Source organism: Mesorhizobium sp. M7A.F.Ca.US.014.04.1.1 (assembly GCF_003998745.1).
GTDB lineage: Bacteria > Pseudomonadota > Alphaproteobacteria > Rhizobiales > Rhizobiaceae > Mesorhizobium > Mesorhizobium ciceri.
The window spans coordinates 1-12683 of record NZ_RZRW01000112.1 but is presented as its reverse complement, the minus strand read 5'-3'; the positions used below and the strand labels follow the sequence as shown (position 1 = coordinate 12683).

Genomic DNA, 12683 nt, shown 5'->3' with positions numbered 1-12683 from the left:
GCCGGTGGCTCCGGCCGATGTCTTCCAGCACTTCGATGGCCGCAGCCAGCCTTCCGCCCAGTCGCATTGTCTTGTTCCGTCACGCAGAAAATTATTCCGGCCCTGCTCTAGAGCGCGCAACCGGCGCGCACAAGCAGGTCGGCCGGCACAACCGCTCTGCTTTCCAACTTTTCTGGTTGCGAATACTCTTCCGATTGTGATTCGCGGCGCGAAAAGGTGAACCGGCGGATCGACACGAGGAGAGGGCAATGAAGACTTATCTGGCGGAAGTTCTAGGCACATTTCTATTGGTGTTCATCGGTACGGCTTCTGTGGTGACGGGCGGCTTCGGCGGCGCGCTGCCGCTTGGCCAGGAAGGGATCGGTCTGGCGTTCGGCATCGGCCTCATCGCCGCGGCCTATGCGATCGGCCCCATTTCGGGCGCGCATCTCAACCCGGCGGTGACGCTCGGCGTCTTCCTTGCCGGCCGCCTGCCGGCCAAGGACGTCATCCCCTACTGGATCGCGCAGGTCATCGGCGGCGTCCTTGCTTCACTGGCGTTGTGGATCATCGTCTCCGGCCAGGTTGGCGGACACACCACCGGCTTCGGCGCCAATGGCTGGGATGTGACGAAATGGGGTGTCAGTTCGGCCTTCCTGTGGGAAGTGATCGGCACCTTCACCTTCGTCACCGTGATCCTTGGCGTCACGGCCGAAAAGCACTCGACGGCGTTCGCCGGACTGGTCATCGGCCTGACGCTGGCAGGGCTGCACTTCGCCATCATCCCGGTGACCGGCACGTCGCTCAACCCGGCCCGCTCGATCGGTCCGGCGCTGTTTTCGGGAACTGCGGCGATCGGCCAGCTCTGGCTGTTCATCGTGGCACCGTTGATCGGCGGCGCCATTGCCGGCGTCGTCGCCAAGGCGCGCATCTTCGAGAAGGACTGAGCTCTTTGGAAGGCTGAATATGCGAAGGCGCGGGCCATGGCCCGCGCTTTTTTTGTGGATCTTCTCTTGGGTGGATTCTCTTGCCGTCAAAGCACCCGCGACAGGAACTCGCGGGTTCGGGGCGATACCGGATTGGCAATCATCTCGCGCGGAGCGCCGCGTTCGATGATCACACCGCCATCCATGAAAACCAGCTGATCGCCGATCTCGCGGGCGAAGCCTACCTCGTGGGTGACCACGACCATCGTCATGCCGCTTTCGGCCAGATCGCGCATGACCTGCAGCACCTCGCCAACGAGTTCGGGGTCGAGCGCCGATGTCGGCTCATCGAAGAGCAGGACTTTCGGCTTCATCGCCATCGCGCGCGCGATGGCGACACGCTGCTGCTGGCCGCCGGACAGTTCCCTCGGATACCGGTCGACCTTGTCCAGGAGACCGACGCGCCGAAGCAGAATCTCCGCTTCGGCCTTTGCCTCGTCCGGGGGGATGCGCCGAACCTGCGTCGGCGCCTCAATCAAATTCTCCATCACGGTCATGTGGGAGAACAGGTTGAACGACTGAAACAGCATGCCGGTCTCGGCGCGCCGCCGGCAAAGCAGGTCGTCCTTGACCTCGTAGAGCTTGTCGTCCCTAAGGTCGTAGCCGACGAACTGACTGTCGACGAGCAGGATGCCGGCGCTGAGCTTCTCGAGATGGTTGATGCAGCGCAGGAATGTGCTCTTGCCGGAACCCGAAGGGCCGATGATGCAGGCGACCGATCCGACGGGTACGTCGAGATCGACACCCTTGAGAACCTCGAGCGGACCATAGGATTTGCGCACGCCGCGCGCGAAAACCATGGAGTCGGCTGGGACGCCGAAGCGGGCGCGATTTTCGTCCTTCACGTCGCTCATCGGGAAATGCCACGCAGGCTGATGATGTTGCGCAGGAAGCGCATCGTCACGGCATCGCGGCGCGTATCGCTGCGACCGAAATGTCGCTCGAGGAAATGCTGTCCCACCGACATGATGCTGACTACCGCGAGATACCAGAAGGCGACCACGATCAGAAGCGGGATCGTCTCGAAGGTGCGCGCATAGATGCTCTGCGCCGAATAGAACAGGTCGTCGACGGCGATGAATGTCACCAGCGACGTCATCTTCAGGAGGTTAATGGCCTCATTGCCGGTTGGCGGCAGTACGAAGCGCATCGCCTGCGGCAGCGTGATGCGCTTCAGGATCATGCGGTACGGCATGCCAAGCGCGCTCGCCGCCTCAGCCTGGCCCGACGGCACCGACTTGATGCCGGCCCGGATGATCTCGGCCATGTAGCCCGCCTCGCACAGGGAAAGGGCGACGACGGCAGAGAAGAACGGAGTCATGAAATCATTGGTGCGCACGGAAAACAGCGTGCCGACAAAGGGGATGGTCAACGAGACTTCGCGCACCAGCAGCGACAGGTTGAACCAGAAGATCAGCTGTATCAGGGCCGGTACGCCACGGAAAAACCAGACGTACAGACCCGCGAAGGCACGCAGCACCGGGCTTGGCGACACGCGCATGATGGCGATGACCGTGCCGACAACGATCGCCAATATCATGATCACCGCGGTGAGCATCAAGGTGTTGCCAAGGCCGCGCATGACAGAGGGATGCAGGAGGTAACTCACCACCGTAGGCCAGGCAAAGGCAGGGTTGCTGGCGAAGGCCCGGATGATCAGGAATGCCACCAGCAGGGCCAGCGCCGTGCCGACCCAGATGCCGTAGCGGCGCTGCGGCATGACGGTCAGGCGCGAAACCGCCTCGGCGACGCCCGGCTCGATGCGTATCTCGTTTGGGTGGGCCGCGCCCATCGCTGCTTCTCCTGGTCTTGATCCGGAAGCGGCGCCCGGCACGAGACCGGACGCCGACAACCGCTATCGCATCAGCCCCAAATGATTTCGGAAAGCATGATCAAAGTTTTAGAACAAAGTGCGTCCGACTGGACAAAACTTTGTCAGTCGGCGCGCAACGCCTCCATGCTGCCGACGAAATAGGGCTCCTTGATCGCGTAGGCGCCCATGCCGTATTTGTCGAGAATAGCCTTGTAGGTGCCGTTCTTGAACAGCTCGGAGAGTGCGCCCACCATCATATCGGCGGTCTCCTTGTCGTCCTTGGCGATCGCCATGCCGAGCGGCGCGACTTCATAGAGGGTCGGCAGCACCACGAGCTGGCCCTTGCTGGTGACCTCGAAATAGCTCGAGGCGGTCGCATCGTCCATGCGGGCGTCGACGCGGTCGGACAGCACCGCCTGGACGATATCCGTCGACGAGTTGAAGACCGATTTTTCGATGGCTGCCTGGCCCTTGCCGGTGCAATCCGTGCTCAGCTTGTCGACCAGGAAATCCGATGCGCTGCCTGCCGAAACGCCGATCCGCTTGCCGCAGAGCGGGGTGTCGCCGCTGAAACTCGCCTTCTTGTCCGGCGACGTCGAAACAGCCAGGCCGGCCTTCAGGAACATGACGAAATCGACCTGCTTGAGCCGCTCCGGCGTGGCGGAGAAAGTCTCCCAAGCGACCTTGAAACGGCCGGCCGCCAGGCCCGGTATCATCGAGGGGAAAGGTGTGCGCGCCACGTCCAGCTTGGCGCCGACCAGCTTGGCCACCTCACCGGCCAGTTCTATGATAATCCCGGTCTGTTTGCCGTCGGCGTCGAGATACTCGAAAGGCGCATAGTCCAGCGTGTTGGCGACGGTCAGCATGCCGGTCTGCTGAACCTCGGCCGATTTCGTCACCTTGGCGGCGCCTGAAGGTCCGCTCCAGACTATGGCAAGTGCGGCCAGCGCCAAACCTGCCATCTGTAAATGTGCTCTCATTTTCGTTCCCCTTTTTTGATTACAACGTTTCCTGCAGTCTGCTCTCCAATCAGGGCCTCGCGTCCTCATCGCCGCAGCCAAGCATTGATCCGTCTATGTACCGGCTGCTTCCGCAGCCTTTTTCTTGCGGTAATGGTAGTTCTTGTCGATGCGCTCCATCAGATAGTCGCCGTAGAGCACCGGCTCATATTTCGGCTGGCTACCGGCCGGCACGCAGACCGGCAGCGCCTCGATCGTTTCATCCATGGACGGGTCGAAGAAGAAGGGCTGGGAATAGCGCTCGCGCCCCGACCGGTTGATGACGCGATGCGGCGTCGAGACGAACTGGTCGTTCGACCAGCGCGCCAGGATGTCGCCGACATTCATCACGAAGGAGTCCGGGACCGGAGGCGCGGGAACCCATTCGCCCGCCTTGTTCTTGACTTCCAGGCCGCCGACATTGTCCTGCGCCAGCAGTGTAATGAAGCCGTAATCGGTGTGAGGGGCCGAACCGAATAGCCCCTCCTCATGCGGCTGCGTCGGGTAGTGCAGCAACCGCAGGAAGGTTGTCGGCTGATCGAAATAACGGTCGAGACTGTCGGTCGGAAGTCCAAGCGAAAGAGCGATGGCGCCGACCATTTTGCGGGCCAGTGTGCTCATCTCATCGACATAGCGTTCAATCGTTGGCCTGAAGCCAGCAAGCGTTGCCTCGTCCGGCCACTGGTTGGGACCCTGCAGCGGCTTGTCGGCCAATGTCCTGGGGTCGTCGGCCTCGACCTCGTGCATGAAGAAGATCGATTCGCTCTGGTTCGGCTTGCTTACTGTCGCCACCGACGACGTCACGATCGTCGAGCCGGCAAAGGGCAGGTAGCCGCGGAAATTCCTGTCGATCTTCAGCGCCAGTTTCTGCTCCTCGGGCAGAGCGAAGAAGCGCTTGCTGGCTTCGCGAACCGCTTCGACGTCGGCACGCGGGATCGGATGCCCGACGACATAGAGGAAGCCGATCGTCTCGAGATGGCGGCGCAGTGTCGCCGCCGTCGCGGCGATCGCTTCCTGGTCATCGCCATAGAGCGCCGACACATCGATGATCGGAATTTCGGAAAAGTCGCCGCGTGCGTCCATTCGAACACCTTCTCTTGAACATAAGATACAGTACTGTATTTCTACACATCCAAATCGCCTCAGCAATAGGCTTTCGAGCGCAACGGGAAAAACGCGGCACAATGGCACCACGCAAGATAATCATCGACACCGACCCAGGTCAGGATGACGCGTTCGCGATCCTTTTCGCGCTAGGCTCGCCAGCCGAACTCGAGGTAGTCGGCATCACGACAGTCGGCGGCAACGTGCCGCTTGCCCTAACGTCGAAGAATGCGCTCAAGGTCGTGGAACTTGCCGGACGACCCGATGTGCCGGTCTATGCCGGCTGCCCGGCGCCGATGGTGCGCAAGCTGATCACGGCCGAGTATGTTCACGGCGAAACGGGCCTCGACGGCGCCGATCTGCCCGAACCCGTCACACCGCTGCAGAGCGAGCACGCAGTCAATTACCTGGTGCGCACGATCATGGATGCGCCGGAAGGCGCGTTGACCGTCTGCACGCTCGGGCCGATGACCAACCTGGCCATGGCCATGACCATGGAACCGAAAATCGTCCCTCGGCTGCGCGAAGTCGTGCTGATGGGCGGGGGCTTTTTTCAAGGCGGCAATGCCACGCCTGCCGCGGAGTTCAACATCTTTGTCGATCCGCATGCCGCGCACAAAGTGTTCGACAGCGGCGTCCCGGTGACGATGGCCGGCATCGACTGCACCTACACTGCCCTGATGACGCCTGAATGGCTCGACGCCCTGCGCGCCACCGGCAGTCGCGCGGCGATCGAGGCCGCCAACATGGCCGACTTCTATCGCCAATACGGCACCCACAAATTCGCGACGGCGGCGCGTCCCATCCACGATGCGTGCGTCACCGGTTACCTTCTGGCCCCGGGGATCTACGAGCAGCGCCAGTGCGCCGTGACGGTCGATATCGTCTCGCCCGAAACCATAGGCATGACCGTCGTCGACTGGTGGCACGTCACCGGCCGCCGCAAGAACTGCAATGTCCTGCGCCGGATCGATCCGGCGCCGTTCTTCACGCTGATGCTGGAGCGGATCAGTGCACTGCCCTGAAAATGCGTATCCGGCGATAGACGGTGACACGGAGAATTGCGAAGCAGTCACGGGGCGGTTCGATAGGCGAATCGGCCATGCGCGTTGCGCGCGGCGACGAAGGTCTCGAATTTCATGAACGGGAAAGGCGTGCTGGCGAAAACGAAACGACCGCCTCGACCGGCGGTGCGATCAAAAGCGGCGCGGCAGACGCTCAGCCGTGAGGCCTGGATTGCGGCGGCGCGCAAGGTGCTGGAAAAGCGCGGCATCGGCGAGGTCAAGATCGACCGCCTGGCGCAGCAGTTGAAGGTCACGCGGGGCAGCTTCTATTTCCATTTTGCCAGCCTGGCGGACCTTCGCGGCGGCCTCTTGCAGGAATGGCGAAACAGCAATTGCGCGCCGTTCTGGGCGATGCGCGAGATCCACGACATAGACGGCCTGCAGTTCTTCACCGACATCGTGCATGTCTGGGTGGATGAAGCCCCTTTCAGCCCGCTGCTTGACTTGGCTGTTCGCGATTGGTCACGGACATCGAAAAAGCTCGCTCAGGAAGTCAAGGACATCGACGATCTGCGCATCGCGCTGCTCATCCGGGCGTTCCGCGCCATGGGCTATTCGGAAGACGAGAGCATCGTGCGGGCGCGCATCACCTATTTCCACCAGATCGGCCAGTACGCACTGTCCTTCAAGGAAGACCCGGCCGTGCGCCGCCGCTACCAGCCACTGTTCGGAGAAGTGCTGCTCGGACCGCTCGTTCAAGAACCCGGCACGGCGCCGAAGTCGACGGAGATGCGGGCCGATCGTCGTTAGGACCTCTGGCTGGAAACAGTCGTGCCATCTGGAACGGTCGGGCCGCGTTGTGGCGAGGAGCAGCACCTGTCGCAAAATCGCCATAGGCGGCAGTAAACTTCGAAGCCATTGTCCTTCAATCTCCGGAACCGTGCTAGAGAGCGCTACCGATTGAATAGCGCCTGCTGGTTCGAGGTCCCATTGACAAAACGGCTATCGGATTTCGACGTTGGCTTGCTGCTGACACTCGATGCGCTGTTGAAGCACCAGAACGTCACCCATGCGGCGTCGAGATTGAACATTACCCAATCGGCCTTGTCGGCCCGCCTGACGCGGCTGCGTCAATTGCTGAACGACCCTGGCACTTGAGCCCGAACTCGTCCGGCTGCTCGGTTGAGCGATTTCGTGAATACTGCTCATCTGTTCGACCCCGCCACAAGCAAACGTGTCTATCGCATTGCCGCAACGGACAATCCGGCAGCGATCCTGGCTCCGGACCTCATTCCGCGGTTCAAATCCCAAGCTCCCAACGCAAAGGTCGCCTTTACGGTGCCCGACAAGCCGAGGATCGTCGAGCACCTGGAGCAGGGCGACATCGATCTCTTCATCGGAGCCGCGGAAGACGTTCGAGTGGCCTGATCAGGCAGAAACTGTTCGAAGAGGAATTCGTCACCGCCCAGGGGCACGGCCATCCGCGCGGCAAGGGACCGATCACCCTGGACGAATTCTGTGCCCTCGACCATCTGCTCATTTCGACGATGCAGCGCCATGGCGGCGTGGACGCCCCACCGATGTTGGATGCCAATCGGGGTTTACAGCCGACGTCGGCCATTGCCCAGCCGCAGCGCGAGCCAGCCCTCAAGCGCCAACCTGAGCCAGAGTTCATGGCACAAATATAAGAAATATGTATGTAAGAAATACCACGATATGGACAGCGCCCGTCAAGAATGTTGTTCTTTCAGTACTAAAGCTCACATTGCATATGAAGAGCGCTAAAATCAAAAGCACTGTGTCAGTCGCTGGAAGCCCCAGGGTTAACCCTCTGCCCGTCAGCAGGCTGGCGGCTGCGACCGCCGGTATTGTCAAACCGATTGTGGCGCAAGCGGAACCCATCGCGACATTCAAACCGCGTTGCAGCTCATTGTTGAGTGAAGCGCGAACCGCCGAAATGGCCTCCGGCATCAACACCAGCCCGGCGATCATTGCCCCCACAATACTGTCAGCCTGGGTCACCTGGTAGGCAACGAGCGTATCTTCGACGCTTGCCGCGACCTGCTCGGCGAGCATGACAATGCCGATCAGGCCGGCCATCAGCAACAGAGCGCTGGCAAAGACGCTTTCGTGAGGAGCAGTCCGCAGCGAAACGCCGTGGGCCTGCCCTTCGACAAAGTCTTCTCGGTGGCGGACAGTCTGCGCGAACACAAAACTTGCATAAAGCAGCACCGAAAGCACGCTCACAAAGCCAAGTTGAGCTGCCGAAAATGTGCCCGGCCCCGTAGCTTGTGTGTAGGTCGGCAGAATAAGCGTCATGATGGTCAGCGCGATCAGAACCGCCAAATATGCGCTGGTCCCTTGTCGAACAATTGCCTGCTTGCGATGGCGCCAGCCGCCAAGCGCAAGACACGTGCCGACGACGCCGGTAGATGCAATCATCACCGTTGAAAAGACGGACTCACGTGCAAGCGTAGGGTTGTTCTCTCCATGCAGCATCATGGAAACGATGATCGACACCTCGATTGCCGTCACGGCAAAAGTCAGCACCAATGTGCCGTAGGGCTCTCCTACACGCCGAGCCACCGCCTCGGCGTGGTCGAGCACCACGAAAATGGTGGTGAACATGATCGCACTCGAAAGCGCTCCGACGAGTATCCTGACGCCCAGCGAACCTTCGTCCGCCGACAGCCCGCCTGCCCTGACGGCGACAGCCATCACCAAGGCGGCCAGCGGCATCGCATATGAAGTCACCGAACGTCCGAAACCGCTCATGCAAGCCCCTGCGCGCTGCTGCGAACCGTGGCTGCATTCGCGCACCGACAGATCGAAGCGTTCACCCGTTCACGCCGTCTTCTGCGTCACCAAGCCCAGTTCCTCCACCATCGCCTCGCGCATCAGGAACTTCTGCGGCTTGCCGGTCACCGTCATCGGCAATTCGGTGCGGAAGCGGATGTGGCGGGGGATCTTGTAATGGGCGATCTGGCCGGCGCAGAAGTTTCTGACCTCCTGCTCGGTGGCGATCTGGCCGGGCTTGAGCACGATCCAGGCGCACAGCTCCTCGCCATATTTGGCGTCGGGAATACCGAACACCTGCACCTCCTTGACCTTTGGATGGCGGTAGAGGAATTCCTCGACCTCCCTGGGATAGACGTTCTCGCCGCCGCGGATGACCATGTCCTTGACCCGGCCGACGATGTTGCAATAGCCCTCGGCGTCGATGGTGGCGAGGTCGCCGGTGTGCATCCAGCCGTCGGCGTCGATCGCCTCGCGGGTCTTGTCGTCGTCGTCCCAGTAACCCTTCATCACCGAATAGCCGCGCGTGCAAAGCTCACCCGGTACGCCGACCGCAACTGTAGCGCCATCGGCATCGACCGCCTTGACCTCGACATGGGGGTGGATGCGCCCGACGGTCGAGACGCGCTTTTCCAGGGGGTCGTCGACGCCGCTCTGGAACGACACCGGGCTGGTCTCGGTCATGCCGTAGGCGATGGTCACCTGTTCCATATGCATCAGCGACACCACCTTTTTCATCACCTCGATCGGGCATGGCGAACCGGCCATGATGCCGGTGCGCAGGCTGGAGAGATCGAAGGCGGAAAAATCCGGATGATCCAGCAGAGCAACGAACATGGTCGGTACGCCATAGAGCCCGGTGCAGCGTTCCTGAGCCACCGCCTTCAGCGTGGCGCCGGCGTCGAACCCTTCTCCCGGGAAAACCATGGTGGCGCCTTTCGAGACGCAACCCATCGTGCCCATCGACATGCCGAAGCAGTGGTAGAGCGGCACTGGTATGCAGAGCCGGTCGTCGGCGGTCAGCTTGATCGCCGAAGTGACGAAATTGCCGTTGTTGACGATGTTGCCGTGGGTCAGCGTCGCGCCCTTGGGGGCTCCCGTGGTGCCTGAGGTGAACTGGATGTTGATGGCTTCGCCCGGCTTCAGCTTCTCAGAGATGCGGTCGAGGCTGTCATGCTCGTCACGCCCGGCCATGGCCAGCACATCACCGAAATTGAACATGCCGGGCGAGTTCTCGTCACCCATGCGGATGACGATCTTCAACGCCGGCAGTTTTTGTGCCTTGAGCTTGCCCGGCGTGGCCTTGGCGATCTCGGGTGCCAGCGTCTCGATCATGCCGAGATAATCTGACGTCTTGAACCTGGCAGCGGTGACCAGCGCCTTGCAGCCGACCTTGTTCAGCGCATAGTCGAGCTCGGTCAACCGGTAGGCCGGGTTGATGTTGACCAGGATCAGGCCGATGCGGGCGGTGGCGAACTGCGTCACCAGCCATTCCCAGCGGTTGGGCGACCAGATGCCGACGCGATCGCCCTTTGCCAGGCCCAGTGCCAGGAAGCCGGCGGCCAGCGCATCCACCGTGTCCGAAAGTTCGCTCCAGGTGAAGCGCTTGTTCTGGTCGACGAAGACGGCGGCGTCGAGCGTGCCATATTTGCTGACCGTCTCGGAAAACAGCGCGGGGATGGTCTTGTCGAGCAGCGGCACGCTGCGTTCGCCAGAGACATGCGCCCTACCATCGACGGGTGCGACGAAGACACCGCCCGCTCGCGCTCCGCGTCCGCGCAGATTGCTGGCATTCTTCAGCTCGTCGAGATTGACCGGCATCGCTCTCTCCTCCCGGGATTGGCCGAGCCTATCAGCCTGAGGGGGTGGTGAAAATCCCGGCGATAGTCGTGGCAGGGCAACGATCCGGCCCACGACGCTTCGGGGCCTTCGTTGGTTGATGAACATCAAACGCAAAAACCCGCCTGGGCGGCGGGTCACTGGCGCAAATCAGCACCATAGGTAAAAATGTAGCATAGCTGCTCTCACCAGTCAAGGAAATAATTCCTATACAGGAAAGCCCCGGCGCAAGGCTACCGACACCGCGGGACGGCCGCCGTCAGGGTTTTCAAGCCGGGTTCGGAGCCGTGAGGGGCAGCGGGCGAAGGCCCGCCGCTATCCGACCGCAGCCGCCATCTTCGCCGCGATGTCGCGCAGGACCGCTTCATCGGCCGCCGCCCGTGTCTTCCTGGACGCCACGAGACAAGCCTGCGAGCGAAGGACGAGGCCATCGCCCAGCACCTTGAGATGATTGGCGCGCAGCGTCGAGCCGGTGGTTGTGATGTCGACGATGACATCGGCCAGTCCGGCCGCCGGCGCACCTTCGGTGGCCCCCAGGCTTTCGACGATGCGATAAACCTGGATGCCGTGCTTCTGCGCGAAGAATTGCTGGGTCAGCCGCCAGTATTTGGTGGCGATGCGCAGCCGCCGGCCATGGCGCTGGCGAAAATCGGCAGCGACGTCGTCGAGGTCGGCCATGGTGTCGACATCGAGCCAGATGTCCGGCACGGCCACCACGACATCGGCATGGCCAAAACTGAGACGGGCGACGATTTCGGCGCGGCTCTCCCAGTCGGCAAGGTTTTCACGCACCAGGTCCTCGCCGGTGATGCCGAGATCGACGGCACCCTGGCCGATCTCGCCTGATATCTCGGAAGCCGACAGGAACACCACTTCGACATCGTCCAGGCCCTCGACGCGGGCGTGGTATTTGCGCTCGTCGCCGGGCAGGCTGACGGCTAACCCGGCTTTGGCCAGCACGTCCAGCGCCTGCTCTTTCAGGCGGCCTTTGGACGGGATCGCCAGCGTGATCATGGCGCCGTCTCCCGCAATGCCTCGATGCGGTCGAGCCAGACCGAAAAGCCGACGCCGGGGATCGGCGTCTTGGCGCCAAGCAAGGTCAGCAGCCGGTCATAGCGGCCGCCGCCGACCAACGGCCGGTCGCCATTGTCGGCCGCGATTTCGAAAACCAGGCCGGTGTAGTAGTCGAGCGGGCGGCCGAACGCGGCGTCGTAGCGGATTTTATCGGCCGGCAAGCCATGCGCTTCGATCGCCTTGGCGCGGGCTGCGAACTTTTCCAGCGCGACATCGAGTGACAGACCGGCGTCGGCGGCGAAGGTCTCCAGCGCCTGGGCCGCGCGATCTAGCGGAACGTCGATCGCCAGAAAATCCTTCAGCGCGGAAAACGCCTCGCTCGACAGCCGAACGCTGCGCAATTCGGCTTTCTCGATCAGCCGCCGGGCAATGTCGGACGGCGCGCGTCCGGCGGACGCCGACAGGCCGGCCTCTTCCATGCCGCTGGCGATATGGGCGGAAAGTCCGTCCAGATCACCGTCGAGGACCAGAGCGGCGACCGGACCCGAGAGCTGGCTGTTGCGCGGCGGGTTGGCAAGATCGGCGAGTGCCGCCTCAAGCATCGGCGACGAGCCGAACGCGCGGGCAAGACGCATGCGCCAGCCGCGCGGCAGGCCAAGGGCGGCCAGCACCGCCTCGAAAATGGTCTGGTCGCCAAGCGTGATCGCCAATGCCTGGCCAGGCAGCACCAGCGACAGCAGCGCATGCGCGTCGGCCACCGAGCGGGCATCCGCTTGCGCGGTATCGCGGTCGCCGAGATCCTCGATGCCGGCCTGGAAGAACTCGTTGCCGCCTTCGCGGCGCTGGCGAAACACCTCGCCCAGATAGGAATAACGGCGCGGCGTGCCGGCCTGCGAACTTATGTGGTCGAGGCAGACCGGAATGGTGAATTCCGGCCGCAGGCAGAGCGTCTGCCCCGTTTCGCTTTCGGTGAGGAAGATCCGGCGGCGCAAATCCTCGCCGGCCATGTCGAGGAACGGGTCCGCCGGCTGCAATATGGCGACCTCGACGGCGTGCGTGTTGCGCGTGGCGAAGAGGTTGGTGATGTCGGTGGAGATGGCGGGGGTGCGGGAGGTCAACTTGCTGACCTCAGTGCTGCACGACCCTCTGG

At 62.3% G+C, this 12683-nt stretch carries 13 protein-coding genes; 5 read left to right on the top strand and 8 right to left on the bottom strand.

What is annotated here, in order from left to right; genetic code table 11:
* The first annotated feature begins 248 nt into the window (after window positions 1-248).
* Window positions 249-926, top strand: coding sequence for an MIP family channel protein (locus tag EOA22_RS10480; RefSeq protein ID WP_013530368.1), 678 nt, complete (start codon window positions 249-251; stop codon window positions 924-926).
* Window positions 927-1012: 86 nt separating this feature from the next.
* Here the strand turns inward: EOA22_RS10480 and EOA22_RS10475 are convergent, their stop codons facing one another.
* The 4 genes from EOA22_RS10475 to EOA22_RS10460 all read right to left on the bottom strand — a co-directional run bounded on the left by EOA22_RS10475 (window position 1013) and on the right by EOA22_RS10460 (window position 4859).
* Window positions 1013-1819 (bottom strand): amino acid ABC transporter ATP-binding protein, encoded by an 807-nt coding sequence (locus EOA22_RS10475; protein ID WP_013530367.1) that lies wholly within the window; start codon window positions 1817-1819, stop codon window positions 1013-1015.
* Window positions 1816-2757, bottom strand: a complete 942-nt coding sequence (locus EOA22_RS10470; protein ID WP_013530366.1) for an amino acid ABC transporter permease — start codon at window positions 2755-2757, stop codon at window positions 1816-1818. The genes EOA22_RS10475 and EOA22_RS10470 overlap by 4 nt, the downstream gene beginning before the upstream one ends.
* A gap of 143 nt (window positions 2758-2900) precedes the next feature.
* A complete protein-coding gene (locus EOA22_RS10465; RefSeq protein WP_063170135.1) occupies window positions 2901-3758 on the bottom strand; it encodes an ABC transporter substrate-binding protein in 858 nt (285 codons plus the stop codon).
* 93 nt (window positions 3759-3851) lie between these two features.
* Window positions 3852-4859 (bottom strand): 2-oxoglutarate and iron-dependent oxygenase domain-containing protein, encoded by a 1008-nt coding sequence (locus EOA22_RS10460; protein ID WP_013530364.1) that lies wholly within the window; start codon window positions 4857-4859, stop codon window positions 3852-3854.
* A 101-nt stretch (window positions 4860-4960) separates the two neighbouring features.
* On the opposite strand from EOA22_RS10460, the gene EOA22_RS10455 reads away from it, so the two are divergent.
* From EOA22_RS10455 to EOA22_RS38760, 4 genes are all read left to right on the top strand, one after another.
* Window positions 4961-5905 (top strand): nucleoside hydrolase, encoded by a 945-nt coding sequence (locus tag EOA22_RS10455; RefSeq protein ID WP_013530363.1) that lies wholly within the window; start codon window positions 4961-4963, stop codon window positions 5903-5905.
* A 114-nt stretch (window positions 5906-6019) separates the two neighbouring features.
* The gene (locus tag EOA22_RS10450; protein WP_013530362.1) at window positions 6020-6694 is read left to right on the top strand and encodes a TetR/AcrR family transcriptional regulator; all 675 of its coding nucleotides are present in this window, start codon (window positions 6020-6022) and stop codon (window positions 6692-6694) included.
* 180 nt (window positions 6695-6874) lie between these two features.
* Window positions 6875-7042: a LysR family transcriptional regulator gene (locus tag EOA22_RS38765; RefSeq protein WP_224621640.1), complete on the top strand. Its 168-nt coding sequence runs from the start codon at window positions 6875-6877 to the stop codon at window positions 7040-7042.
* A 36-nt stretch (window positions 7043-7078) separates the two neighbouring features.
* The gene (locus EOA22_RS38760; RefSeq protein ID WP_224621641.1) at window positions 7079-7312 is read left to right on the top strand and encodes a LysR substrate-binding domain-containing protein; all 234 of its coding nucleotides are present in this window, start codon (window positions 7079-7081) and stop codon (window positions 7310-7312) included.
* 243 nt (window positions 7313-7555) lie between these two features.
* Here the strand turns inward: EOA22_RS38760 and EOA22_RS10440 are convergent, their stop codons facing one another.
* The 4 genes from EOA22_RS10440 to EOA22_RS10425 form a co-directional block, all read right to left on the bottom strand.
* Entirely contained in the window at window positions 7556-8659 is a 1104-nt protein-coding gene (locus EOA22_RS10440; protein WP_013530361.1) for a calcium:proton antiporter, read from the bottom strand.
* A gap of 69 nt (window positions 8660-8728) precedes the next feature.
* Window positions 8729-10501, bottom strand: coding sequence for an AMP-binding protein (locus EOA22_RS10435; RefSeq protein WP_024502336.1), 1773 nt, complete (start codon window positions 10499-10501; stop codon window positions 8729-8731).
* A 333-nt stretch (window positions 10502-10834) separates the two neighbouring features.
* Window positions 10835-11533, bottom strand: a complete 699-nt coding sequence (gene hisG, locus EOA22_RS10430) for an ATP phosphoribosyltransferase (protein ID WP_127389955.1) — start codon at window positions 11531-11533, stop codon at window positions 10835-10837.
* A complete protein-coding gene (locus EOA22_RS10425) occupies window positions 11530-12651 on the bottom strand; it encodes an ATP phosphoribosyltransferase regulatory subunit (RefSeq protein WP_063170131.1) in 1122 nt (373 codons plus the stop codon). Before EOA22_RS10425 ends, hisG begins: the two co-directional genes overlap by 4 nt.
* Window positions 12652-12683: the final 32 nt, after the last annotated feature.